The following is a 25,654-nucleotide window of genomic DNA, read 5'->3' on the forward strand; positions in this document are numbered from 1 at the left end:
GACTCGGTGGGGAGGGTGAGCGCCGCGCAGGGAGGGGGGGACTCTCTGATTCGGTGGCGACGGACGTCATCAGTCCGTCGGGGCACGCATCATTTTAGCCAGCGCCGCGATGGCATCGCAATCGGCTGCTCGACGCGTCCTCAACGCAAGCCGAGTCCGTGAGTGGGAGATCTGGGGATCCAGTCGATGGATCGCCTGAGAGACCGCGGGCCTCCCTTTTTTTTCATTCGAAGCGAAGATGCTCGACAGACTCTCCGGAATCGCGCAGTTCGATCAGCGAATCGACGCCGATCTGGAGGTGCTTTTCCACATACTGGGCCGTGACCGTGATATCACTCATTCCGGTCTTGACGCCTTCGGGAGTCATCGGGCTGTCTGAAACCAGGAGGAGGGCCCCTTTCGGAATGTGGTTCACGAACCCGACCACGAAGATCGTGGCCGATTCCATGTCGATTCCCGCGGCCCTGCTCTTGCGAAGGTACTCCTTGAAGACGTCGTCGTGTTCCCAGACCCGGCGGTTGGTGGTGTAGACGGTGCCGGTCCAGTAGTCGAGGCCGTGCTTAATGATCATGGCCGAGACCGCCCTCTGAAGCCGGAAGGAGGGCAAGGCGGGGATCTCGGGAGGGAGGTAGTCGTTGCTCGTTCCTTCGCCGCGGATCGCGGCGATCGGCAGGATGTAGTCGCCAACCTTCGCCTTCTTGAGACCGCCGCATTTCCCAAGGAAGAGGACCGCCTTGGGGGCGATCGCCGCGAGGAGATCCATGGCGGTGGCCGCGTTGGCGCTTCCCATCCCGAAATTCAGGATCGTGATGTTCTCGGCGGTGGCCGACTGCATCGGCTTATTCCGCCCGATGACCTCGACTCCAAATCGTTGAGCAAAGAGGTCAATATAATTCGTGAAATTGGTCAGCAAGACGTACTGGCCAAACTCCTCCAAGGGACGCCCCGTGTAACGAGGCAGCCAGTCTCTGACGATCTCTTCCTTCGTCCTCACAGCCCCGCCCTCTCAAAACCGTCGCACAGGATTGGCATCAGCTCGATTGCGTTCGACCTGCATGATTTCTTGCTTTGACTTCATCTGCAAACGGGAAAGGCTCAAGACTTCTGGAGCCCGCCCTGATCTTTTATTCTACCGCGGCTCGAATCGGCAAGTGACGTCGCTCACACGGGCAGGAGCGATTTTGTGGCGGCCACCCGAGGTGTCTTGCTTGCCTCTGTCAAATGTCGTACCTTTGTGGAGAGGGCATGATGGTGACGAACCTCCGTGTGCGACCTTGGCGAAGGGGGGACCCCGATGTTGTTCTTGCCGAGTGTGCTCAGGCGTCAAGTCAGTGGGGCCGTGTTCGACGCCAAAATGGGACAGTTGGTTTGCTACCTCGCGGCGCTCGCGCTCCCGCCGATGGCGATCGTGGCCATGGTCCGGCATTCGGGCAGCCGTTCGGAATTCTTCATCGGACTAGGCTTGGCTTTGGTGATCGCCTTGCTGTTCGTTATGCTGGGGGGGATTTCGAGGCATATTGATTTGATGGGTGTTCCTTTGCGTGCGCGTTGTGTGGAGATCCTTTGTTATTTTGCCGGTGTTGGAGTGCTGGTTGGCGGAATCCGGTCGCTTGCGACGATCGGAGGCTCGCCGGCCCAGATCACTCTCGGCGTGCTCGTGAGCGTGTCGTTGAGCCTGACTGTCCTGGTCCTTGGAATGTTGGCCACCGTGACCCGAACACTCAGGACCAGGACCGACGAGGGCGACAGAGTCTCTGGAGGAGCTCCTGCCGTCTTCTGACAGAAAGTTCCCTCTGCGTCTTGGCTCGAGAGCCCCGCTCGGATATCGCATCCGAAGCACCACCGGCGCCGCACACATCATTACTCCCGAGCTTTCTGGTCTCAGGCACGTCCGGCGGCGCTGGCGAACGGGCCTGGATTCGAATCCAACGGCCGGTCCTCGCCGCGCGGTGGAATGCCCCGCCCGGGGGGGGGCGTGGCTGATTCGATCCTCGTCTGTACGCCGTGGCCGAGGCAGCCATGATTGGGGCGGCCAGCACCCAGGGGATCTCGTTCGTTTGCCCCGGCCGCATCGTTGCGGTGCGGCCGGACAGGCGCAGCACGGGCGGTCTGGTTTCCCCATTGGGGAATGATTCCGGCTTCAAGACGGTCGTCTCGGATCCAGGACTGGCTCCGGGCCTGACGCGTCGTCGACTTTCCGGCTAAGATTGGGTGTCGCGGTCCATTTCCGACGACGAGTCGAAGCTGGGGGATCGGTCAATGGCCAAGAAGAAACCAGGCAAGAAGTCCCCGAAAAAGCCCCCCCGAACGTGGCAAGTCGCCGAGCCTTTGTCCGAGCTTCCCGATCCCCACGTTCTGGATGAGGTCATGCGGGATTTTCTCGGCCAGATGGCCGGCAGCAACGCTCCTGGGACGCCTCAGGGACAGGCTGAGGAGATCATGTTTCAGGCGTTGGCGATTACCGACAAGCGGAAGCGAGCTTCGCTTGCTCGGAAGGCCCTCGAGATTTCGCCTGACTGTACCGACGCCTACATTTTGCTCGGCGAGCTTGCCAAAACTCGCAAGGAGGCCTTGGAGTTCTACCGCCAAGGGGTCGAGGCCGGTGAGCGCTCGCTGGGCCCTGACTACTTCAAGAGTCAGACGGGGCAGTTCTGGAGACTCCTCGAGACCCGCCCCTACATGCGCGCCCGGCTTAGCCTCGCGGATGTTCTCTGGACCTTGGGACACCGCGATGAGGCGATCGCTCACCTTCAGGCGATACTTCAACTCAACCCAGGCGACAACCAGGGCGTGCGTTACGTGCTTGCGGGCTGGCTCCTCAATATGGATCGGTTCGACGAACTCGCCTGCCTCCTGGATGAGTTCGATGAGGCGACGGCTGCATGGGCCTACACGAAGGCGCTGCTTGCGTTTCGCCGTGATGGAGATGTGCCTACATCCCGAAAACAGCTCAAAGCGGCTCAACAAGTCAACAAGTACGTCCCCGATTATTTGCTCGGGAAAAAGCCGATGCCTCGCGAACAGCCCGCCTTCTACGGACTTGGCGACGCCAACGAGGCTATCCTTTATACCGGTTCCGCCATGGGGGGATGGAAATCAACGCCTGGGGCTCTGGCGTGGCTCAGAGCGGCCGTCCCGAAGTCGAAGGGACCCAAGTCGCGGCAGTCGAAGCCGCAGGGGCCACTCCCCTTGGTCCAGAAACAGCTTTTGCGGCTCCCGCAAGAGTTCGATGTCTGGCAGGCCGACTTCCGTCAGCTTCGCGCCCGGACCGAGAGCGGCGGCGAACTCGTTCATCCCTGGGTCGTGATTGTCACGAGCCGGAGCGACGACCTGATCCTGTCACAGAGCTTGGTGGAAAGCGCCCCCACGGCAGATTTACTCTGGGATCAGCTTGCCGCCGCCATGCAGGCACCGATCGTCGGCGATGCACATCGTCCCACCGCACTGCAGGTCCACGCTGGCGAAGCGTGGGAGGTGCTCATGCCCGCTCTCAAAGCGATCGGGATTGAGGTCGAGGTCTTGCCCACGCTTGACCAGATGGATGTCGTCTTTGAGGAACTCGAGAGCGCACTGGCCGGCGATCAGCCCCCGAGCCTGCTCGACATGCCCGGGGTCACTCCCGAGATGGCGAACGGTTTCTATCAGGCGGCCGCTGAATTTTACCGGAGTGCGCCTTGGCGAAAGCTGGGCTATGAGTCGGCGATTCGGGTGGAATGCGATCGCCTGGAAAGTGGCCCCCGTTATGCCGTCGTCATGGGTCAGAGCGGATTAACCTTCGGGCTGGCGATCTATGATGACCTCAAGGTCCTCAAGAAACTCTGGTCGGGCCGCATGTCTGACGACGAGAACGCCCGCGAGACCGTCGCCCTGTCTGTCACCTATGACGACGACTCGGGGATCACCGACGGCGACCTGAAGGCCATCGAAGATTACGAGTGGGAGATCGTGAGTCCCGAAGCCTACCCTTCGATTTTCCGCAAGGAGCGCGGGCTGTCGATGAGACCCCCGCTCGGTTGGGAGCTCGAGTTCATGCAAGCCTGCCTGCGAGCCATCCCGGAGTTTGTGGCCCGGCATCCGACCGACAACCTGACGAAGTACGATACGACGATCAGGGTGACATCGGGAGAGCTCCGGCTGACGCTTTCATGGGCGGACGCGTGACGAGGTCGGTGACTCGTCCTTTCTGTCTCGTGAAAACGTTCAATAACGGATTTTTCTCAAGAAATGTGCGTCGCCCAGTCCATCTTTGTGCGGATTGTGGATGGCGAAGGGGTGTGGTCGCTTGACCCCCTCCGGGCCACGGTGCATAATCGAATCGGTCACCTCGCTTCACCAGCGTCTCCATCTTAACGGGGATTAGTGCTGGTCTTTCGGATCGATCGCCCCCGCCCGAGACTGGCAAGCCTTTTACCTCTTGAGAGTTAGGGCTACCGGAACTCTTGGCCGCCATGGGGACGTCCCTTTTCGATCGGCTTTGTAGGTGGGCTCGTTGCGGAGTGAAGTCCGCTTTCATTGGGCTTTGTTCCGCGCGGGCGAACTAAACGCACCTCGATCCAAGCCTTTCACGATCGATCTCATACACACCTGACGCGCACTCCCCTTTGTCCCCTTGGAGATGCTCCATATGTTACGCGGCCTCCGCTCCTGCAAGGCAGTTGGAGTCTTGGCGCTTGGTGGTCCACTGTTATTGGGGACTCCTGCCCGCTCCGCTGAGCCACTCTCCTTGACGCAACAACTGACCGACCTCGGCCGCCAGGCGCTCGCTCAGGGCCAGTCCGGGCAGGCCAAGACCTTCTTTCGCAAGGCGGTCGATCTCGACTCCCGCAACGGCGAAGCGATGCGGGCCTTGAACCGCATCGAGGTCGCGTTCCAGGCTCCGACGGACGCACCCGCGGCTGAGGCGCCCCCCGCGGTGCCGAGCCCGGCCGGCACCGAGCCCGCTGCCGAGCCCGCTATCGAGCGTCAGCCCCAGGCCACGCTCGAGGAAACGGCCCGTGTCGCCGATGTCGTCCGTCAGCAACTCGTCGCTGACATCAACCAGCGTTTGCAGGCGGCTCGTGACCTGGTCAACGGCGGGCAGCCCGAGGCCGCGCTCACCACGCTCCGTCTGGCGCAGACCGTGGCTCGCTCTGCCACCGAGGTCCCCGAAGCGGTCCGGAACGACCTCGATCGACGCATTCAGTCGCAAATCCTCTCCACCGTTCGCGCCGAGGAGCGGATCGTCCAGGAGCAGGCCGAGCGGCTCCGTCGCGAAGCCTCCGCCGAGCAGCGGATCCGAGCGCTCGACCTTGTCGAACGCAACCAGGCGACCGTCAGCGTGATGATGATTCAGTTCGATAGTCTCATGGCCCAGGGGACCTACAACATCCTCTACAACGGCGGCCTGGGAGACATCGTGACCGCCACCGCCCCCTTCTACGAGGCGCGGATGCTGGCCCAGAGGGCGCGGGCCTTGCTTCCTAACGACCCGACCCCGCGCGTGGGCATGATGGTCGCCGAGTCGGTGGGCTTCCTGGCCCAGGAGCTGGCGTTCGAGCAGCTCAAAGAGTTCCGCTTTATGCTCTCGCTGCAGGATGTGGATCGCGCCGCGGTGCCTTTCCCCGACACGATTACGCTCGAGTACCCCGACGCTGACCAGTGGCGCGTGTTGTCGGAAAAGCGAATCCGCCGCTACGGCCGCGCGGTCGACTTGCTCGACCGAGACGCGAAGACGAAGTCGATCCTGGCCAAGCTGGATGACCCGATCTCGATGGGGTTCGGCAACGAGACCCCGCTCGAAGACGTGCTGAAGTACATCAAGAGCGCAACCACGGGTGCGAACGACAACGGGATCCCGATCTACGTCGACCCGGTCGGCCTTCAAGAGGCCGAGAAGACGATGACCTCGACCGTGACCCTGGACCTGGAAGGTGTGCCGCTCAAGACGACGCTTCGACTGATGCTCAAGCAACTCGGCCTGACCTACACGGTCAAGGACGGATTGCTGACGATCACCAATGAAGCCTCGGAAGACCAGCCGACCGAGATCCGGGTCTACCCGGTGGCCGACCTCGCGATCATCCCGCTCTCGCTCATGGGTGGCGGCGGTGGTGGTGGTATGGGCGGCGGCATGGGTGGCGGTGGCATGGGCGGTGGTATGGGCGGCGGCATGGGTGGCGGTATGGGCGGTGGCATGGGCGGTGGTATGGGCGGTATGGGGGGCATGATGTCGGTTCCTCCGCGGGCACCGGGTGTGTCCCCGCTCCGCTGAGTTGAACGCCACACGACGCTGACGGTTGGCCACAACGTTCGAGTCTCCGAGTCCAGCGGACAATGTCCGCTGGACTCGGAGACTTTTTTTATGGACCTCAGTGCCAGAGCGCCGAGTCTCGGTTGGCGATCCGGCCAGGTCTGAAATTCGGGTCGGCCGTGATCTGGAGCCCGCCCGTCTTTCCCTTCGGACCGCGGATCACCTTTTGGGTTGGATTCGCCCCGGGCCAGCGACACCGAAGCAGGGCTGACTCCTTCGGCCAACGGGGCCGCGGTTGGCTCTGGGATTGTGCTCAGTTCCGCGCATTCGCCCGCCCGATTGGGACGCCGCCTGATCTTTAGCTTTGTCAGCGGCTGAGCTTGCCGCGCATACGAAACAAGCGGCCATCTGTTGGCTCGAGCGGTTGGGCGTTAAAATCGGTGCGATGAGACCGGACGTCTCGGCCCATGGATGAATCATCACTCGGCGATCGAATCGCAGGATAGCCCCGACATGTTTCCGACTGCCGATCAGATTGAACATGAAGCCTACCTTCGGTGGGAACGGCGAGGAGGCAGCCACGGCAACGACCGTGGGGACTGGTGCGCCGCCGAGCAGGATCTCCTCCTGACCTTGAACTACGAGGTCGTGGCGTTCCACGCGTTGAACGCCAGTGCGCCGCAATTCGTTGGCTCCAAAGGACGTCGGGTGTGCCGGTTCTGCGAGCAGGCGGCCCCCATCGCGACGTTTTCGGCGGTCCCGCTCGCGCTCCCCTTGTTCCTGGAGAACCGGTCGCTTTTCACCTACGAGGAGTGCGACGACTGCCACGCACACTTCGCGTCGAGCGTCGAGGCCGACCTTGAGGCGTTCCACACCCAGTTGCGGTCCGGTCCGGGGCCGAATTCGTTGTCACGAGCCTCGATCGCGGCCCTGAAGGGCCTGGCCAAGATGGCTCTGTCAATTATGCCCGCGACCGAGCTCCATTCGTTCGAGGACACGAGGGAATGGGTGGTCAACCCCGACCACGATTTTGATCTTCGCCTGTTCGGGGAGCTGGGTTGTGGCTTGCACGCTTTGCCGTCCATCCAGGCCGATCCCTGGACGGCGTTGGTGAGGCGGGTCGACGACGAAGCCCCCATGCCCTACATGCTCTTCTTCGTGGGAACCGCCAGCGTCGTGATTCAGGCTCCCGTCCCGCTCTCGGCTCGCGACGAAGACCTTGACGGTACTCAAACGATTATCCCTCGAACTGACTCCTCTTACGCGATGGGAAGCGAGCCGAGTCGGCAGGCCCCCTCCCCGTTTCGCGCCAATTCGAACGAAATGCGACGAAACGCGAATTCCCCAGTTTAACACCGCTTTGCCAGGTCAACCCCTCCCCTCCGGAATCAGATCTGCTAAATTAGGATCTCTGCGTGGGTTTTGCCGGCCCCAGGCGATCCGGCATGCAACTGGGTTTGACCGAAACAAAGAGGCAACCGATGAAGACGTCCATCGCCGCGCTTGCCGTCGCGGCCTTCTCTCTGGGCCTTGGCTCGCGTGCCCAGGCCCAGTCCGTCGTGTATCAGGGGACGTGGGGGACCGTGCCGGTGGTGGCTGGCCCGACATTCGCCAACCCGTTCTACGTGCCTCCTTACAGCTACTACGCGGCCTTTCCCGGTCCCGCGAGGGGCTACGAGGGCTATGGAACCAACGACTTTCCGTTTTACGGCCAGCCCTACGGCGGCCCATCGGACCGCTGGAGTTGGTCGGCCATGAGCACGGACCGCTTCGGGGGCCTTGCTCGTTATTACTATCCCCCTGTCCGCTGACCGGCCTCGTTGCGCCGGGCTGCTGGAAATGAAGACGGCCGGGACGGCTCAGGCGTCTCGGCCATCAATCCATTCTCAGAAGGACAAGCCTTCAAAAAAGGGAAGTGATGAAGAAAAGTGTGGGGACGGCCCGGGATTCGCTGCAGAACCACTGCGGGACTGATAATGACCGGCCGTCGCCTGGAGACGGATATCTCGACCGGGTGACCGGCGATGAGAATTCACATGGATCAGAGGCATGCCGACTGGAGGCAATTCATCGATGGGCTTCCCGTCGATAGCCGCTTCGGCCAAGTCGGTCTCGAATCGTGGCGGGGTGCCCAGGTCGGGCTTGAAAAGGACGTCGATGGTTCGGGGAATCCGGCCGAGATGGCTCTGGAACCCGCCGAGTTCTTGGAACGCGTCGACAAGAATCGCGAACTGTTGGAGGCGGCCTCGCCTCATATCGATTGGGTCGACCGGTCGCTTGGCCACATCTCCCATCTCGTTTATCTGATTGATTGCGAAGGCATCGTCTTGCACGCGGTCGGCAACGATCCGGCGAAGATGGCGAAGTTGGGGCTCCTTCCTGGTTATCGCTGGTCCGAAGCCGCGAAGGGTCGGAACGGAGCAGGCACCGCCCTGGCGGAGAACCGGCCGGTGGTCGTCGTTGGTCCCGACCACCAGACCCATCCTCTCGACGACTGCACCTGGGCCGGGGCGCCACTGCACAAGTCCGATGGCGCACTCCTCGGTGCCATCGGCATCACAACGTGCGCTGAGGATGGTACGCCCGACCGTCTGATCCTGATCGCCTATCTCGCTCAGCTCATCGAGCAAGATCTCGTCCAAAGACATGAGAAACTGAGTCTTCGTCTCCCATCGCCGTCCGCGGTGTCGGAGAACGAGGGGCCGAGCCGATCCGAGATTCTCGAGGCGATCGCCGACCCGTTCTGCATCTTGGATGAGCAGTTGCGGTTCGTCTCACTCAACCGAGAGGTCGAGTGCCTTTTGGGGCGAACTCGCGAGGAACTGATCGGGCAAATGGCTTGGGACGTGTTCCCCGAGCCCGTTGGCTCGAGCTTTCCGCACAAGTTACAAGAGGCGAAGAAAGCCGGGCGGGCCATCGATTTCGAGCTCTTTTTCCCGCAACGGGATGTCTGGCACGTCGTTCATGCCCAGCCTTCGTCGCTCGGCTTCATCGTCCATTCCCATGACATCACAACGCACAAGCGGGCTGCGGAGGAGCTTCGAGCCAGCGAGGAGCGACATCGCCTGATCTCCGACCTGACGACCGACTTCACTTACGTCGTTGAGATCGGTCCGGATGGTTCTTCCACGGTCGGAGCGGCGAGCCCAGGGTACTTCCAGATTCTCGGGACTACGCTCGAAGAGGTAAATGTCCGAGGTTGGGCCGACTTTGTGCATGCCGACGATCAGGCGATGGCTTTGGAGAGCCATCGGAGACTGGTGGCTGGGCAAGCCGAGGAGCAAGAGATTCGCAACGTGGCCACGGATGGAACGATCCATTGGATTCGCTATCTCCGTCGGCCGGTCTGGGATGAAACGCGCGAGCGTGTGGTTCGCCTTGTCGGAGCGGGACAGGATGTGACCGCACGCCGGTTGGCCGAGGACGCGCTCAAGGAGGCAGGGCGCCGTCGGGATGAGTTCCTCGCCATGCTCGCCCACGAGCTTCGCAACCCCTTGGCTCCGATCCGTAATGCGCTACATGCGATCAAGTCCGACGTTGTCGGAACCTCGATCGAACCGGTGCAGGCGATGATGGAGCGGCAAGTCGACCGCCTGGTGCGATTGATCGACGACCTGTTCGACGTCTCCCGGATCACGCAGGGAAAGATCGAGCTGCGCAAGGAGGTCGTCGACCTCACCGAATCCGCGCAACGGGTGGTGGAGAGTCTTGGCTCTCGGCTCGAACAGCGGCAGCAAACACTCACCGTGACGATGCCCGACGGCCCCGTGCTGGTCGAGGGAGATCCCGTTCGGCTGGAGCAGGTGATCGACAACTTGCTCGACAATGCCGTCAAGTACACCAAGCCGGCGGGCACGATCCACCTGCAGATTGGCCGCGAGGACGGTGAGGCGACGATCCGGGTCCGCGATACGGGGATCGGCATCGCCGCTGAGATGCTTCCCCACATCTTCGACCTCTTTGTCCAGGCGGAGCGGCTTCTCGTCCAGTCGCGGGGAGGACTCGGGATTGGCCTGAGCCTGGTTCGTCGCCTGGTCGAGATGCACGGTGGGAGCGTCGTGGCCTCGAGCGCAGGGGCCGGCCTGGGGAGCGAGTTTCTCGTCAGGCTTCCCGCTCTGCCGGAGGTGCCTTGCCCACCTCCGCGAGCGACACCCAGACCGAAGCCGGGTCCAAGGGCTCAGCGTCGAATCCTCGTGGTGGATGACAATGTGGACTCTGCGCGGTCGATGGCCTCGCTGCTGTCACGGCTTTGGAATCAGGTCGTCGCCGTCGCCTACGACGCGTCCTCCGCTCTGGCGATGGCCGACTCGTTTCACCCCGACGTCGTTCTGCTCGACATCGGCCTACCTGGCCCGAGTGGCTATGACCTTGCCCGGCGGTTGCGCGAGCGTCCCGGGTTCCAGACGACGCTCCTGGTGGCCATGAGCGGATGGGGCCGGGAGGAAGATCGCCGCAAATCGCGTGAGGCCGGGATCGATCATCATCTGGTCAAACCGATCGCTCCTGATGATCTCGAAATCCTTCTCGCCGATCCCTAATCCTCCATCTCGCTTTGAGCGAGTCGCTTGGGATTGTCCTGGTTGACCTGCCGGGCGTACAACGGAAGGATAGGATCAATCGATCGACCCCTCGCATTGAGCTTGAGGGAGAGGAGACTACGATGAAGAAGGCGACATTTGGGGCGGGCTGCTTCTGGGGAGTCGAGACCGCCTTTCGTCAGGTTGAAGGAGTGGTTGACGCCGCGGTCGGCTATCTCGGCGGGACCCTGGAAAATCCCACATACCAAGACGTCTGTACGGGAAGCACCGGCCATGCCGAAGTAGTCGAAGTGAGTTATGACCCGCTCAAGGTCTCGTATGACCAACTCCTCGACCTCTTCTGGAAAATCCACGACCCGACGACCCTCAACCGCCAAGGGCCTGACGTCGGCACCCAGTACCGCTCCGCCGTTTTCTACCACGACGAAGAACAGAAAACGGCCGCGCTGGCGTCCCGAGAGCGACTCCGTGAAAGCGGCCGCTTTCGCCGTCCGGTCGTGACCGAGGTCACACCGGCCTCCACGTTCTACCGGGCCGAAGACTACCACCAGAGATACCTGGAGAAACGGGGAAAGTCATCCTGTCATATTTGAGTCAGGTCGTAAGCGATTGCTCTGGTAATTAAGTTTTAAATTGCCGGGTGATAGGATCTGGAGTTGTCCCAACAAGGCGAGCGGGGAGGGTAAGCTCCCTGTCCCTCGATCCAAGTCCCCGCTCGCCTGAGGATTTCCAAGTTGCAGGCCCCCTCCTCTCTCGCCCCCGGTCCCAGGGACTCCCACATCTTTTGAGAAAAAGCCGTTCCGCTCCGGTTCTCCCGCGCAGCATCTCTTCGATCGAGCAACATCAGTATTGCTGGTCGCATCCCCGTAGGGATTTTCAGGCGATAGTCGATCGCAATGACGAGGGGTCGGCGGTGGGTTCGGACCTGCTCAACTCCTCGAACCGACTGTTCCACCGGTGGCACAAGTACCGGGATGGGGTGATGGCCTGGGGCACGTTCCTGGGCTATGCCAGGCCGATCCGCTGGGGCGTCCGCCAGGCGCTGGACCGGAGTGCGGCATGCGCCAGCGAGAAGACGGCGGCGAGGTGCCGGATGTTGCAGGAGGGGGAGGAGCACCTGTGGGCCTTCCTCCGGGTGCAAGGGATCGAGCCCACAAACAACGCGGCCGAGCCGGCGCTTCGTCACGCCATATTGTGGCGCAAATCGAGTGGCGGGACGGCGAGCGAGTGGGGCAGCCGGTTCGTCGAACGCGTGCTGAGCGTGGTGGGCACCTGCCGCCATCAGGGGCGGAACGTCTTGGAGTACCAGGCCGGCTGCTTCCGAGCCCCTCTGGCTGGCCAACCGGTTCCCTCCCTCCTCGTGAGAGTCCCGAGCTGAGCGTACTGCGGAGCGATCATCGGGCACGGCGCCTGCGCAGATCGCCTATCACATGGTCGAGAAACATTAACATGGTGAACGTATCTTTGGTCCCTATCGAAGGGTTGCCCCCGGAGACCGGAATTAAGGCCGTCGCCCCGCTGCGGAGCCGGATCTCAACGCAATCCACGTCAAGCGACTTCTCGCCCCCCTCCAGGTCGACGGATACCATCTCCTTATAGGGCAAGCAGAGCCAATCTTCACCCCGGTTGACGTGCAGCCCCCGATCGGTGATCAGGATACACTGCTCGGCGGACCCTGGAACGTTCTCGTAAATCCCGACCGCAGCCTCGCCCTCGCCAAGCCGAACCCCGTCGAGCGGCATGCCCTCGTCGCCGGCGAGGTAGCGATATCGCGGGAGCATTCTCAAACCGCGGTGGGCCCGCATAGCCACCGTTACTTCCATATATCCCTCGTTATTCGGGCGGTTCGTTGATCACGCTATTCCGTTGCGGAGTAATTATACCGCCGAAACGTCTGGTGCGGACTTGGGCCAATCTCACGTTCCCTACGCTGACCCGCTCGATGAAGAGGCGGTTCATGTCGCCCTGACGGGCGATCGTGCGGAGGTTGTTTATCATGCTCGCTAGTGATTGCTGTCCCTGGATACCCTCGGCGATGCGGATATTCTCAACTCGAACGGTCATCTGCTGGCCGCGGACATAGACTCTCCCGGCGAGGCGTTCTACCACGCCTTCGCCTAAGCCAAGATCGGAAACCGTCAAAGGCCTCGATTGCCTGTGAACGGGTACCTGCTCAGTAACAAGCTTGGCGGCTTGGGGCTTGAACTCGTCGTTGTAAGTCTTGCGTGCCATGGGCGATCTCCTTGGGTTGGTGTGATATCAACTCTTCCGAGCGCCCACGATTCGTGGGGAAGGTCATTTCCTATTCCGAACGGTCGGGACGCTGCGAACATGCTTTCTCGCGAACTTCCGCTAATCTCGTCGAGGGGAGAACCGGGTATCGGGAAATCGCGTCGGCGGTCACACTAGAGGATTCCTCGCGTGAGAGGCCGACCCGGAGCGTCTGGTCCGGATCTCCTAATCATTTCGTAGGGCAGGCTGAAGCCTGTCCTACGCGAGAGAATCTCGCGAGAGTCCTTGTGCACCTGCCCGGGAGAATGCGGCCGATGTCGTTGGAGATTCCGACGCGCGACGAGTTGTACGTGCGATATGTGGACCAGTTGCCCTACGAGCCATACCCCGTCCAGGACCTCGCGCTGGCGGCCTGGTTCGAGTCCGAGCAGGGAATCCTCGTCTGCGCGCCGACGGGCACGGGCAAGACCCTGATCGCCGAGGCGGCCCTCTTCGAGGCGCTCCATACGGGGAAGGCCGCCTACTACACGACTCCCCTGATCGCGCTGACCGAGCAGAAATTCCAGGAGATGCAGGACCGCGCGGTCGAGTGGGGCTTCCGCCGCGAGGACGTGGGGCTGGTCACCGGCAGCCGCAAGGTCAATCCCGAGGCTCCGGTGCTCATCGTCGTGGCCGAGATCCTCCTGAACCGGCTGCTCAATGGGTTCGACTTCTCCGACGTGACGGCCTGCGTCATGGACGAGTTCCACAACTTCGCCGAGATGGAGCGCGGGATCGTCTGGGAGCTGTCACTCGGCATGCTGCCCAAGCACGTCCGCCTGCTCTTGCTCTCGGCGACGGTCGGGAACTCGGCCGAGTTCGTCGGCTGGCTGGCGAGGCATCATGACCGTAAGATCGCGCTGGTGGAGGGCAATGAACGCCGGGTGCCGCTGACCTACGAATGGGTGCCGGACAAGTTCCTCAACGAACATCTCGTCGTGATGGCGGCCGGCGACGAGGAAGGCCCTCGGACGCCCGCCCTGGTATTCTGCTTCGACCGCGAGGAATGCTGGAGCGTCGCTGAGAACGTCATGGGCAAGGACCTCAACCTGACCGACGAGAAGAAGAAGGAACTCCACGATCTGGTCAACGCGATCGATTTCAGCCAGGGGGCCGGCCCCAAGCTCAAGCGATTGCTCCACCGAGGGGTCGGCGTCCACCACGCGGGCCTGTTGCCGAAGTATCGCCTGGCCGTCGAGGACCTCTTCCAGCGCAAGCTCCTCCCCGTCGTCGTCTGCACGGAGACGCTGGCGGCCGGCATCAACCTCCCGGCGCGCTCGGTGGTGCTCTCGTCGCTGGTGAAGGGCCCCTTTGGCGCGAAGAAGTTGATCGGCTCCAGCATCGCCCACCAGATCTTCGGCCGGGCCGGTCGGCCGCAGTTCGACGACCGGGGCTTCGTCTACGCCCTGGCCCACTCCGACGACGTCGACATCCTGAGGTGGAAGGCGAAGTACGACGCCATCCCAGAGGACACCCGCGACCCGGGCCTGATGAAGGCGAAGAAGGCCCTCAAGAAGAAGAAGCCGAAGCGCCGCGAGACCGAGCAATACTGGGTTGAGGGGCATTTCAACCAACTCCAGGCCGCCCCGCCCGGCAAGCTCTACAGCAAGGGGGCGCTCCCCTGGCGGCTGCTGGCTTATCTTCTCGAGGTCTCGCCGGAAGTCGAGAGCATCCGCGTCGCGATCCGTAAGCGGCTGATGGACGACCCGCGGATCGCCGCCGGCGAGAAGGTGCTCGACGGAATGCTGCTGACGCTGCACGCCGGCGGATTTGTGATCCTGAGCCCCGAGCCGCCGGGGCCGCCGGAGGCTGGCCAACCCCCGACGCCTTATACGCCGATCCTGGCCCAGCCGACGCCCTCGCTGGGGAAACTGCTGGCGTTCCGGAGCATCCATCCCCTCTACGGCGCCTTCTTGGTCGAGATCCTGGCCGGGGCCGACGCCGATGAGCGCATGCAAGCGCTGGAGAGCGCCCTGGAGGTGCCCGGCCCCGTCCGGAAGCGTCTCCGAGTTCCGCTCAAGCTACTGAAGTCGGGCGCCCTAGCCACCTCGAGGCTTGACGCTGAGCTGATCCAACGCGGACTCATGAGCGCGGAGGTCGAGGAAGACGAGGAGGAGGATGACGAGGACGATTGGCAGAAGAGGCCGCCGAGTCTGGCGGAGAAGCTCCGAACCTACTTCGACCAGTGCTACCCCGACGTCACCGACGTCCGCTCGCACCCACTCTGGTGCGTCGGCGAGCTGATTGAGTTTGGCGGTAACTTCAACAAGTTCGTGACGACCCTCGACCTGACCAAGCAGGAGGGGATCATCTTCCGCCACGTCCAGCGGATGATCATGCTCTGCGGCGAGTTCGAACGGGCCTGCGCCCTCGATGTCGACGCCGCCCCCGCCACCCTCGCCTGGCGGGCCGAGCTGCACGAACTGGTCGCGAAGCTGACCGAGAGCTGCCGGGTCGTCGACCCGACCAGCACCGATCAACTGATCGCGAAGTTCGGCGAGCCCGACATGATCGATGCCGAGGCCGCGAAGCTCGCGGGCGGGGCGACCTGACGGCGGACGGGTCCTAGCGATATGCAGTGAGTGTGATGATCTTGATTTCGGGTTAACTGGCGGCTGCGGCGGGATGTTATTTCCGGTGTATCTAAATAGCTAAACGCAACAGGAAAAGTAGGCGGTACTTGTGCAATTGGGTAGATCTGCCCATGTCCAGCACCCGGAATTTCCCGGCAAGTCTCACAGCGTCTCCCTCGCTGTAACTCCCGGACCATCGACCGCTGGGTCAAGCGATTCCACGAGCAAGGGATCGGGAGACTGGCCGGGCGCAAGCCCGGCCGGCCCTTTCGCTTCTCCGTCTCTTGGGTCGCCGTTGTCGTCAGGTGGGTCACCGAGTCCGCCCCAAGCCGCTTCGGGTTCCTCCGGAGTCGCTGGTGCTGCGAAGCCATCGCCCTGCTGATGCTCCGAGAGCATGAGATCGAGGTGAGCCGCGAGACGGTTCGCCGCTGGCTGCACCGGGGCGGCTTGGTCTATCGCCGTCCGCGTCCTACCCTGGGGCCGAAGGATGAAGAGCGGGCGACCAAGCTCGCCCCCTGCGCGAGGTCCTGGCCGGACTGCCCGACGACGAGGCGTGAACGATCATCCCGATGAGACACCGATCTGCCCTCTTCTATTTTGGGATTTTGGTTCGCAGGCGAGGGGATGCGATTACAGATTGGGCATTCGAGTCACTTAATGAATGTTTGTAGTGTTGGTGATTGCTCGTTATTTGGTGCGTCCGGAACAGGGTTTCGGCTTCTTCTGCGAATCGGTTTCGTCTTGGGCGGCTCGAATGCGCACACCAATCGTCGAGCGATCGGCTTTTTTGATTGACAGCCGCCTCGGCTACGGATAGTGTACGTCTGTATCGAATGGCCCAGAAGATCGAGGGGCGAGGGTAGGCGAGCTATGAAATTCTTCGTGATTCTAAGGCGGATGGCTGTAATGAGTTATGACTAGTGGTTATGGCAGGTGGGCGACGAATGGAGTCAAGAAGCGGCGTTCGACTTGTCGGGCGTTACGACTACTCCACGATGTCTCGTCGGTTGACGGACGAGGAGCTGAGGTAAAGCTTCGCCGAACCCATTTTTCTCTACTTCAATGCGATCGGCCATGTCATCATCGTCGGCCTAATAATTCCCGTAGGGTGGGCACGGCCCACCATCTTAAACTTCGCTTCGGCAAGGAGATAGGGATGGTGGGCCGTGCCCACCCTACGGGAAAATCGGATTCTGGCCGCTAATTTATTGTAAATCGTTGATGAGTTTATAGCGGGTTAGGCGAAGCTTTGAGAGCTGAGTTGAGTCCTTGACGACTGAGAACGCGGTGGCTGGATCCGATGTGTGCGCTGGGAGGTATGAGTGATGTTTATCAAGCTGCGAGAGGGTCCCCGAGAGGCGGCGGGGACGATCATGGTCGAGTCCGAGCGGGATCGGGCGGCGGCCGGAGGTTGTTCGAGTCGTGGGAGGAGGCGGGCCGTGCTGCACGGGCTTCGATCCGATCTCAGGGGGAACGGGAGTCACACCTTGGAGAGCATCCGGGGCGACCTTCACCGGCGGCTGTCGACGAGTTCGAGGGAGCAGTCCCCGGGACTGGTGGCCGAGGAACCTGACGCGATCCATCGCCGCCGCCGCCGATATGAGCAGCTTCGATTCTCCGAAGAGCGGCTCCGTCCGCTCCAGAAGACCAAGCTTGCCGAAGTCTACTGGCGCGTCTATGCCGAGCTTCACCGGGTCGGCCGCGAAATCGCCGAGGAGGGGCTCAAGGTGGGTGGGTCTCGTCTCGATCGTGAATGAGTCGGTTGCTCCCGCGTTTTTCCACGCTGGGGCGTGACTCTCGGCGCGCTCTTGAAGATGAGGTGTCCCGCGAGGCTTGAGAAGTCGTCCGTCCAGACCGATCCGTCTCGCGGCCTTGGCATCGCCCATTTCGGGTCGGTGGCCACTCTGTCCAGGTCCGAGTCGCGGGCAGCCATCACGGCCCAGATCGATTCCTGCTTCCCCGTAACGGTTTCCTCGGGCGTGAGATTCCGATCGGAACGAATCCGGCAAACGAGGCCCGCGTCGCGCGCCAGGGCCTCCAGCACCGACTCCAGTTCGATGGAACGGTTCGAGATGTGGAACGCGAGAATCCCCTGCCCCGCTAGCTTCCGACGATAGATCGCCAGGGCCTCGCGCGTGAGCAAATGCATCGGGATCGCGTCGGCGCTGAAGGCGTCGAGGACGATGACCGCGTAACGTTGGTCAGGCGCCTCACGGAGTTTGAGCCGCGCGTCGCCGAGGATGACCTGGAGCGAACCCGCCCGGGAGTCGCGGAGGAACGTGAACTTGCGAGGGTCGGACGCGATCCGGAAAACGGCCGGGTCAATCTCGTAGAACGTCCAGCACTCCCCGGGCTCGGCATAGGCGGCCAGGGAGCCCACACCCAGTCCGACGACTGCAACATTCCTCCCCGCCTCCGAGGGCCGGGCATGAAACGCGTCGAAGACCTGCCCGATGGGCCCGCTCCGGTGGTAATAGCTGAGCGGCTCTCGTCGTCGCGCGGGGTCGAGGCTTTGCTGGCCATGGAGTGTCCGCCCGTGGAAGAGGCGATGACTTCGACTCTGGAGATCCTCGGTCACTTGCAAGACGCCGAAGAAGTTTCGTTCCTGATGCAGCACGCGCCCATTGACCCCGGCCGTCGTTCCGCTCGCCAGCAAGACCGCGCCGATCGTGAGCCCAAAGCGAACAGGGTGAGTTCGGTGGGTCCAGCAAACCAGGGTCACCAGGCCCGAGACGAGCATTGTGCCGAGCGGACCGATCCAGCCTCGGTCATTCTTGATCAACGCGGTCGTGAGCCCGAATACGAGGAACGGGATCGCGAGGTCCCACTTTCGTCCTCGGGTCGGCCGGCGATCAGGCCCGGCGCCCGGCACCACAAGACAGGCCAGAACGAGGGCGATCGGATATTCGGCCACGCGATTGAAGACCAACGGAGCGACCAGGGCGTTGAAGCTTCCCCCGAGGAATCCACCGAACGCGATCGCAAGGTAAAAGGCAGTCAGGTGTTGCGTCGCGGGGCGGTCGCGTGCCAGTTCGCCGTGGCAAACCAAAGCGGCGGTGAAGAAAGCGAGCAGGTGGAGCGGGATCAGCCAGGGCTGAACGAGTCCGAATCCGAGAATCAGGGCGAGCGCCATGACCTCCAGAGGGAGGGCCCGGACCATCCCGCCATGGAGTCCGATCGGCTTGCGCGCGAAGACGAGGATGAACGACAACAGGTAGAGCGCCAGAGGGATCACCCAGAGGAGCGGGACCGGCGCAATGTCGGTCGACAGATAGGTAGTCACCCCCAGCATCAAACTCGACGGAATGAACGCCAGCAACACCCAGCGCCACCAGCGGCCGGTCTCGGGCCGGACCGGGCGTTGGGCATCGTGAGACCTGGGGGATGCTGACCTTCCGGCGGCCGCCGCGCATCCGACGATCAGGGCCGCGAGCACGACGTAGCCCCCGGCCCAGAGTTCGCCTTGCTTGGCGAGCGGGATGTTCGGCTCGATGACGAACGGATAGGCAAGCAACGCCGCCAGGCTTCCAAGATTGCTGGCCCCGTAGAGGAAATAAGGGTCGGCCGCGGTGGGGTGCCCCGTTCCGGCAAACCAGCGCTGGAGTAAGGGGGCCGTGGTGGCGACCGCGAAGAAGGGGACGCCGACCGACATGAACAGCAGCGTGAGCAGGCCGCCGGTCGTGTTCGTACTCCCTGCCAGGGAAACGCCCGCCGCTTCGACGATGCCGATCGGCAGGAAGAACCAAGGGAAAAGGAGCAGGAGCGCATGCAATCCGGCCTGGCGGCGGATCCCCAGCCAGCCCGTCGTTGCATGCGCGTAGAGGTAGCCGGCGAGCAGGGCCGCCTGGAAAAAGACCATGCAGGTCGTCCAGACGGCGGGCGCTCCTCCGAGCAGCGGCAGGACCATCTTGGCGATCATCGGCTGCGCCGAGAACAGGAGGACCGCGCTGAGGAAAAGTGTCAGGGCGAACAAGAGCGGCAAGGTCGGCCTCGAAGTTTGTCGGACCCGCATTGTGCTGTGCTATGCCGCGAGGCGACGGGTGTTTCTCCGTGCAGAGACCTTCAGAGTACACGATCGGTGTTGAGGCCGAGAGGCCGCCGATTGGAGGCTCCCGGCGGTTGGCCGCGGCGGCCCGAGCCCGTTTGCGACTCGAGCCGGCGATCGGGGAGCGGCGGCGGGGGAGATTAGGGATGCGTCCGGTCGAAGGAGAAAATCTCTGGCATCTCGATCACCTTCACGGGCATGATCTTGGTAACGTCCGGCTTGCCGTCCGCCGGGGACTAACGACCGAGGACTCTTGACGGCCTCGAGAGTTTACGAAGAAGGAAGGTTGATGATGCGAGATTCTCAGTCTCAGGTACGTCGTTCCGGGCTCCGGGCTCGACGGTTCGTTCTCTTCGTCGGATTGGTGTCGGCCTTGGCGGCCTGGCCCGCCCAGGCGCAGGACGGCGCCGCGGCGGATCAGGACAAGGCGGTGGCCGACATTCAGAAGCTGGGTGGAAAGGTCGACCGCGACGACAAGGCGCCGGGCAAGCCGGTGACGAACGTCAGCCTGGCGATCACCAAGGTGAGCGACGCCGACCTGGCCGTTCTCGAGAAGCTCGCCAAGCTCACCCGGCTCTCACTCGTGGGCACTCCTGTCACCGACGCGGGCCTCGAGCACCTCAAGGGGCTGACGGAACTGAAAAAACTCTACCTTGTCGATACCAAGGTGACTGACGCCGGCCTCGCGCACCTCAAGGGCTTGAAGAACCTGGAAGTGCTCAGCCTGGTCGGAACCCAGGTCGGCGACGCGGGGGTGGACTCGCTGAAGGAGTTGCCGAACCTCCAGACCCTCTTCCTGTTGGGCTCGAAGGTCACCGACGAGGGAACGAAGAAGGCTGCCGAGGCCTTGCCCAAGACCAAGATCGACCTCGTGGCCAAGATGGCCGAAGAGGCGGCCCGGAAGCAGGCTGAGGAAGAGAAGAAGGCCGAAGAGATGAAGAAGAAGGCCGATGAAGAGGCCAAGAAGAAGGCGGACGAGGCGAAGAAGGCCGTCGAGGCCAAGGTGAAGGCCGAGGAAGAGGCCAAGAAGAAGGGTGAGGAGGCGAAGAAAGCCGAAGAGGCCAAGGCGAAAGCCGATCAAGAGGCCAAGGTGAAGGGTGAGGAGGCGAAGAAGGCCGTTGAGGCCAAGGTGAAGGCCGAGGAAGAGGCCAAGAAGAAGGGCGACGAAGCGAAGAAGGCCGAAGAAGCGAGCAAGAAGGCCGAAGAAGAGGCGAAGAAGCTCGAAGTGAAGAAGCCCGAAGCAGAAAAGAAGCCTGAAGCGGAAAAGAAGCCCGAAGAGAAGAAATGACCCGTCGGCCCCGGTTCCCCTGCCGTGTCCGGTTCAGACCGACGGAAGGGGAACCGAGCCGATGCGGCTTCGAAGTCGTGGCCCCGCGGTTCCTCGCCCGTGGAGTGGTCGTCCGCCATGACACAGTTGCTGGATTTTCTGGTCTTCCGGTCCTGGTGGCGATATCGGCCTGAAGACAGCCCCTGGGTCTTCGGGCCGTACCATTTTTTCAACCTGTTCGAGGGATGCGTCTGGTTCGTCTTCGCGGGCCTGGTCATCCGTCGCTCGATGGCCGGGCCCCGCCTGGTTCTCGAGCGATGGTATGCCCTGGCCTTCTTGACCTTCGGACTGTCCGACTTCCGCGAGGCCTACGCTCTCGACTCGTGGCTGATCTGGCTAAAACTTGGCAATTTGATCGTCTTGATGAGGCTTCGGGCCGCTGTCATCGGGCGTCACTATCCTGAGAGCAGACTCTACTGATTCGCTGATGTGCGGCCAGGAGATGCGGATGTTCGCTTTCTTCAAGCAAAAAAAGCGTGAGCAACTGCGCGAGATGCTCTTGCCGGCCGATTGGCTCGAGATCATCGCTCGCAATGTGCCGCTCTATCGGAGGCTGCCCGAGCCAGACCGACGAGAGCTGCATGGGCATGTGCAGGTCTTTCTGAGTGAAAAGCATTTCGAGGGCTGCGGCGGCCTCGAAATGACCGATGAAATCAGGCTCACGATCGCCGCGCAGGCCTGCCTCCTCCTGCTCCATCGTGAGACGGACTACTACAAGCGACTGATCACGATCCTGGTCTATCCCCGCGCCTACGTGGCCAAAGGGGTCGAGTCGCTGGGCGGCGGGGTCGTCCTTGAAGGCTCCCAAGCTCGACTGGGGGAAGCCTGGACGGAAGGGGTCGTGGTCCTCTCCTGGGATGATGTGCTGAGGGGGGCGGCCGACATTCGGGACGGACAGAATGTCGTGCTCCACGAGTTCGCGCACCAGCTCGATCAGGAAGACGGCCTGGCCAACGGCGCCCCGATCCTCGAGCGTCGTAGCTCTTACGTCGCCTGGGCTCGAGTCCTCATGGACGAATATGAGCAGCTTCGCGAGGACGAGACGCAACAGCGCAGGACGGTCCTCGATACGTATGGTGCGACCAATCCGGCCGAATTCTTCGCGGTTGCCACCGAGTGCTTCTTCGAGAAGCCGACTCAACTCAGGAAAAAACATCCTGCGCTCTACGCCGAATTGAAGTCGTATTACCGACAGGATCCCGAGCAACTACTCGCGGCCGCCGAGTCCCCATGCCTCTTTCCTGGGCAGGAGGTTTCATGAAGGACCAGATTCGCAAGGATTTGATTGGGCTCGTTGCCTTCGTCCTCTTTTGTTTTGCTGCCGCCGGGATCGGCTGGATCTGGACCAACGCAGGTCTGACCGTCTGGTATCCCACGTTGAAGAAGCCGGGGTGGACTCCTCCCAACCGTGTTTTCGGCCCGGTCTGGTCGATCCTCTACCTGACCATGGCCATCGCCGGTTGGCTGGTCTGGCGCCGGCGCGATCGCAACGATGGGAATGTGAAGTTGGCGTTGCTCCTTTTTGCCGTCCAACTCGGACTCAATGCCATCTGGTCGTATCTCTTCTTCACGCTCCGCAATCCGGGCATCGCGTTCGCCGAGATCACGTTACTCTGGCTGGCGATCTTGGCCACTCTGATGCTGTTCTGGCGAATCAGCAGAGTGGCCGCGCTCCTGCTGATCCCCTACTGGCTCTGGGTCACTTTCGCCTCGATACTCAATCTGGTCATCTGGGTGATGAACTCCTGATTTCCATTTCCCAGGACGCTTCGATTGGTTAGCGGAACGGGGCCTCTGAGTTTCCCGTCCCGCTCTCCCAGACCTCCTGGCTCTACCCCCCGTATTTTTCGCCTGATCTCTCCAAAAAGACGGCGAACAGAGCCGCTCCGCGTGCCTTCTTAAAGAATCGCGACTCTCAAAGTCGCGAGTTCGGGGCCACCGTTGGCTGGTTCTCCGACGCGCTGAACGTCATCCCAAAGAAGTGCGTTCTCACCGATCAAGGCGGACTTCCGTGTGCTTAGTAGGCGGGTCGAACGCCGTTTTTTGGCGACGGTTGATCGGGTCTCATCAACTCCGCCGGACAAGCTGGAAAAACATGGCCTATCATGGAGTGTGCCGAGCGTTCAGAGGTCATCGGGCGCGACCAGACCGCCCGAGTCTCCTCCCGCTCGTCACTCACCGCCTAGGGCACACCGTACATACCGCCATTGATCTCGATTTTCAGCCGTCCTGGGGAGAGTCACCTTGCGTTTCCGACTTGATGGCGAAGGTAATACCTGGCTCCCAAACGTGCCTTCCGCGAGGCCGGTCCGGGAGATCCTGACCCACAAGCAGCGGGTCGAATTTCTCAAACTTCTGCACGACGGTCTGGGCTGCACCATGGCCTGTGCCCGGCTCGGAATCGGCGTTCGGGAAATGAAGCGAGCGCTCGCGGCCAGTGCGGGCTTCCGCCGAGCGGTCGAGCAGATCGAACTGGTTCGTGCTGAACGGATGTTTGCGTTATTGTATGACGCTGCATTAAATGGCGACATGAAGGCCGCACAGTTTCTTCTGGCCCGCCACGATCGTCAGGTCGAACGGCGAAAAGCCCGGCGCGACGCGTCGTCCTGATCGGCCCAAGATGGAATCGAACTGAGCGGAACCACACGGCGCGGCTTGCATTGCACCGCACTGCGGAACGCCTCCCACTTCCGAAGGATTAGGCTCAACGATCGCAGTCTTCGCAGTCGCAACGACCGCATGGCCGTTGGTGGCTGTTTCGTCGTCATTGGCTGTCGGCCACTCTTCCAGGGCCGAAGCCAGTCACCGAGTGCCGCGTGAGACTCGACACGGCCGGCTTTGAACCCCCTTCAAGAAGGCCGCCGCCGTTGGGTCGACCGAATGCCACGGGGCGATGACCCGAAACATGAACTGGAAATGAGCCAGGCTTCCCGCCACCACGAAAACGTGGAAGACCTCGTGCGCGCCGACGACCCCTGGCCAGAGGGCCGGCCAACCGACCACGTTGATGATCGCGCCCACGGTGTAGAAGGCACCACCGAGAACCAGCGGGCGGAGCAGCCGGAAGGTCAGTTTTCGGGTGAGTTCGATGTAGCAGAGGATGGATCCCCAACCCATCATCAGATAGAGCCCGGTCGGCAACCACTTCGGTAGGTTGGCGCATGCAAGGTGGAGCGTGATTCCGAGGATTGCCGACAGCCAGGCGAACACCAGGGTGGCGAATCGCCAGCGGCCCTGCATCAGGGTCCAGGCGATCGGGGTATACGTCCCCGCGATGAGCAGGTAGATCCCGATGTGGTCAAAGAGCAGATAGGACGAGAGCGCCTCGGACTCTCCATGAACGCCGTGGTAGAGCGTGCTGGCCGTTGCACACAAGGCAAGGCAAATCGTATATCCCAGCAGGATGAACTGTCTCGAACGATGGCCGGTCGCACGTAGCCAGAGCAGGATCGATCCAGGAACGGCCAACAGCAGCCATGCCCCATGGCTCCAGGCACTGACCGGTTCGCGTAAGTCGAAGAAATTCATGCGATCGTTTCATCCGAAGGGGAGTCGATCTGAAATCAGGATTCCCACTCGCCTTTCTGCGCCCTTCGCCGCGGCGATCGAGGTTCCCGCGGACTCTCGCTCGCCCCTTGTTTTTTTGCTTTTCAACTGGCCGAGCGACGATACACTTCCCCTTCATTCATTCTAGAACGTGTCTGAACCGTGACTCGATCGAGTAAACTTGACTCGGCCCTCCGGGAGTTCGAACCTCAGGGGACCGGGTTGATCCCGCAAGGCCGTGCCTCGCCCCCTATCCTGAAGGCAAATCCGATTCCTTTCGGGGGCCCTTTTACCCGAGGGGCCCGCAGGGCGTTGGCTCGCTCGAGCCCGAACTCCGATCCGCTACTGAGGTCGGATATCGATCTGGTCGGCTGGGATCGCACCTGGCCTTGAACGAATCGTCTGTTTGGCCGATGAGAGTTCAGGAGAGAGTCTCAGGAATCTTGCGGAAGCGGGAGAGAGTAGCGGCTGGTCTCAAACCGAGGAATGTCGATGGATGCCAAAGAGCTGCGCGCCGTGCAGGCGCCGTTGAAAGCCCGATATCGTGACGATCCCTCCGCGGCGCTGGTCACTTTGAACGCCCGGGGAACTCTGGATGGGGCTGGTCTCACGTGTCGGCTGGACAGTGCTCGGGGGCTTGTCGAGTCTGGTTTGCACCCGGCGACCGGTGGCGATGGGCTGGCGCTCTGCTCGGGCGACATGCTGCTGGAGTCGCTCGTCGCCTGCGCCGGGGTGACTCTGCGTGCGGTGGCCACCGCCCTGGAGTTGACTCTCCGCGGCGGCACCGTGAGCGCCCAGGGCGATCTCGACTTTCGTGGCACCCTTGCTGTCGATAAACAGGTGGCTGTCGGTTTCAAGGAGATCCGACTTCAGTTTGACCTCGACACCGACGCGTCGGCGGAGCAGTTGGATACGCTCTTGAAGCTGACCGAACGCTATTGTGTGGTCTACCAAACGCTGAAGAACTCGCCCGCCATGACCGTCTCCCACCGCCGCGCCCTGATCGACTGACGATCCACCTGGCAGGATTACCACCAAACCTTGAGGGCTGGCCTCGATCCTGTCCTATGGTGTTTGTGTCGCGAGCACTTCGGAATGGATGAAGGGCGATCAGTTCTGGCTCCT

The 25,654-nt window shown here is 62.2% G+C and carries 22 protein-coding genes; 17 read left to right on the forward strand and 5 right to left on the reverse strand.

Annotation, left to right across the window (positions count from 1 at the left end; translation table 11 throughout):
* Nucleotides 1-223: 223 nt before the first annotated feature.
* Nucleotides 224-994 carry an AMP nucleosidase gene (locus V5E97_RS28340; protein ID WP_406694921.1) on the reverse strand — a complete coding sequence of 257 codons (771 nt, stop codon included), beginning with the start codon at nucleotides 992-994 and terminating at the stop codon, nucleotides 224-226.
* A gap of 300 nt (nucleotides 995-1,294) precedes the next feature.
* On the opposite strand from V5E97_RS28340, the gene V5E97_RS28345 reads away from it, so the two are divergent.
* From V5E97_RS28345 to V5E97_RS28380, 8 genes are all read left to right on the forward strand, one after another.
* Entirely contained in the window at nucleotides 1,295-1,780 is a 486-nt protein-coding gene (locus tag V5E97_RS28345; protein ID WP_406694922.1) for a hypothetical protein, read from the forward strand.
* 479 nt (nucleotides 1,781-2,259) lie between these two features.
* A complete protein-coding gene (locus V5E97_RS28350) occupies nucleotides 2,260-4,161 on the forward strand; it encodes a DUF6930 domain-containing protein (protein WP_406694923.1) in 1,902 nt (633 codons plus the stop codon).
* 562 nt (nucleotides 4,162-4,723) lie between these two features.
* Nucleotides 4,724-6,250 (forward strand): hypothetical protein, encoded by a 1,527-nt coding sequence (locus V5E97_RS28355; RefSeq protein ID WP_406694924.1) that lies wholly within the window; start codon nucleotides 4,724-4,726, stop codon nucleotides 6,248-6,250.
* 492 nt (nucleotides 6,251-6,742) lie between these two features.
* A complete protein-coding gene (locus V5E97_RS28360) occupies nucleotides 6,743-7,582 on the forward strand; it encodes a DUF2934 domain-containing protein (protein ID WP_406694925.1) in 840 nt (279 codons plus the stop codon).
* Between the two features lie 128 nt (nucleotides 7,583-7,710).
* Nucleotides 7,711-8,040, forward strand: a complete 330-nt coding sequence (locus V5E97_RS28365; RefSeq protein ID WP_406694926.1) for a hypothetical protein — start codon at nucleotides 7,711-7,713, stop codon at nucleotides 8,038-8,040.
* A gap of 225 nt (nucleotides 8,041-8,265) precedes the next feature.
* Entirely contained in the window at nucleotides 8,266-10,767 is a 2,502-nt protein-coding gene (locus V5E97_RS28370) for an ATP-binding protein (protein ID WP_406694927.1), read from the forward strand.
* 122 nt (nucleotides 10,768-10,889) lie between these two features.
* Entirely contained in the window at nucleotides 10,890-11,360 is a 471-nt protein-coding gene (gene msrA / locus V5E97_RS28375; RefSeq protein WP_406694928.1) for a peptide-methionine (S)-S-oxide reductase MsrA, read from the forward strand.
* Between the two features lie 47 nt (nucleotides 11,361-11,407).
* Entirely contained in the window at nucleotides 11,408-12,145 is a 738-nt protein-coding gene (locus V5E97_RS28380) for an IS66 family transposase (RefSeq protein ID WP_406694929.1), read from the forward strand.
* Nucleotides 12,146-12,161: 16 nt separating this feature from the next.
* On the opposite strand, the gene V5E97_RS28385 is transcribed toward V5E97_RS28380, so the two are convergent.
* Together V5E97_RS28385 and V5E97_RS28390 are read right to left on the reverse strand one after the other, a co-directional pair.
* Nucleotides 12,162-12,578: a hypothetical protein gene (locus tag V5E97_RS28385; protein ID WP_406694930.1), complete on the reverse strand. Its 417-nt coding sequence runs from the start codon at nucleotides 12,576-12,578 to the stop codon at nucleotides 12,162-12,164.
* Between the two features lie 22 nt (nucleotides 12,579-12,600).
* Entirely contained in the window at nucleotides 12,601-12,999 is a 399-nt protein-coding gene (locus V5E97_RS28390) for a hypothetical protein (protein ID WP_406694931.1), read from the reverse strand.
* Nucleotides 13,000-13,313: 314 nt separating this feature from the next.
* On the opposite strand from V5E97_RS28390, the gene V5E97_RS28395 reads away from it, so the two are divergent.
* The 3 genes from V5E97_RS28395 (at nucleotide 13,314) to V5E97_RS28405 (ending at nucleotide 17,368) form a co-directional block, all read left to right on the forward strand.
* Nucleotides 13,314-15,590, forward strand: coding sequence for a DEAD/DEAH box helicase (locus tag V5E97_RS28395; protein WP_406694932.1), 2,277 nt, complete (start codon nucleotides 13,314-13,316; stop codon nucleotides 15,588-15,590).
* A gap of 261 nt (nucleotides 15,591-15,851) precedes the next feature.
* The gene (locus V5E97_RS28400; protein WP_406701231.1) at nucleotides 15,852-16,184 is read left to right on the forward strand and encodes a winged helix-turn-helix domain-containing protein; all 333 of its coding nucleotides are present in this window, start codon (nucleotides 15,852-15,854) and stop codon (nucleotides 16,182-16,184) included.
* A 752-nt stretch (nucleotides 16,185-16,936) separates the two neighbouring features.
* Entirely contained in the window at nucleotides 16,937-17,368 is a 432-nt protein-coding gene (locus V5E97_RS28405; protein WP_406694933.1) for a hypothetical protein, read from the forward strand.
* Here the strand turns inward: V5E97_RS28405 and V5E97_RS28410 are convergent.
* On the reverse strand, nucleotides 17,299-19,593 hold the full coding sequence (locus V5E97_RS28410; protein WP_406694934.1) for a spermidine synthase: 2,295 nt from the start codon (nucleotides 19,591-19,593) through the stop codon (nucleotides 17,299-17,301). The genes V5E97_RS28405 and V5E97_RS28410 overlap by 70 nt on opposite strands.
* A gap of 352 nt (nucleotides 19,594-19,945) precedes the next feature.
* Here V5E97_RS28410 and V5E97_RS28415 point away from each other — a divergent pair, with 352 nt between their 5' ends.
* The 5 genes from V5E97_RS28415 (at nucleotide 19,946) to V5E97_RS28435 (ending at nucleotide 23,593) form a co-directional block, all read left to right on the forward strand.
* Complete coding sequence (locus V5E97_RS28415; RefSeq protein WP_406694935.1) at nucleotides 19,946-20,944, forward strand: leucine-rich repeat domain-containing protein; 999 nt, start codon at nucleotides 19,946-19,948, stop codon at nucleotides 20,942-20,944.
* 117 nt (nucleotides 20,945-21,061) lie between these two features.
* Nucleotides 21,062-21,403 carry a hypothetical protein gene (locus tag V5E97_RS28420; protein ID WP_406694936.1) on the forward strand — a complete coding sequence of 114 codons (342 nt, stop codon included), beginning with the start codon at nucleotides 21,062-21,064 and terminating at the stop codon, nucleotides 21,401-21,403.
* 28 nt (nucleotides 21,404-21,431) lie between these two features.
* Nucleotides 21,432-22,244, forward strand: coding sequence for a M90 family metallopeptidase (locus tag V5E97_RS28425; RefSeq protein WP_406694937.1), 813 nt, complete (start codon nucleotides 21,432-21,434; stop codon nucleotides 22,242-22,244).
* Nucleotides 22,241-22,732, forward strand: a complete 492-nt coding sequence (locus V5E97_RS28430; RefSeq protein ID WP_406694938.1) for a TspO/MBR family protein — start codon at nucleotides 22,241-22,243, stop codon at nucleotides 22,730-22,732. Before V5E97_RS28425 ends, V5E97_RS28430 begins: the two co-directional genes overlap by 4 nt.
* A gap of 495 nt (nucleotides 22,733-23,227) precedes the next feature.
* On the forward strand, nucleotides 23,228-23,593 hold the full coding sequence (locus V5E97_RS28435) for a hypothetical protein (RefSeq protein ID WP_406694940.1): 366 nt from the start codon (nucleotides 23,228-23,230) through the stop codon (nucleotides 23,591-23,593).
* Nucleotides 23,594-23,785: 192 nt separating this feature from the next.
* Here V5E97_RS28435 and trhA read toward each other — a convergent pair whose 3' ends face one another.
* On the reverse strand, nucleotides 23,786-24,511 hold the full coding sequence (gene trhA / locus V5E97_RS28440) for a PAQR family membrane homeostasis protein TrhA (protein WP_406694941.1): 726 nt from the start codon (nucleotides 24,509-24,511) through the stop codon (nucleotides 23,786-23,788).
* A 510-nt stretch (nucleotides 24,512-25,021) separates the two neighbouring features.
* Here trhA and V5E97_RS28445 point away from each other — a divergent pair.
* Complete coding sequence (locus V5E97_RS28445; RefSeq protein WP_406694942.1) at nucleotides 25,022-25,540, forward strand: OsmC family protein; 519 nt, start codon at nucleotides 25,022-25,024, stop codon at nucleotides 25,538-25,540.
* The last annotated feature ends 114 nt before the right edge of the window (nucleotides 25,541-25,654 follow it).

The organism is Singulisphaera photorubra (assembly GCF_045290345.1).
Lineage (GTDB): Bacteria > Planctomycetota > Planctomycetia > Isosphaerales > Isosphaeraceae > Singulisphaera.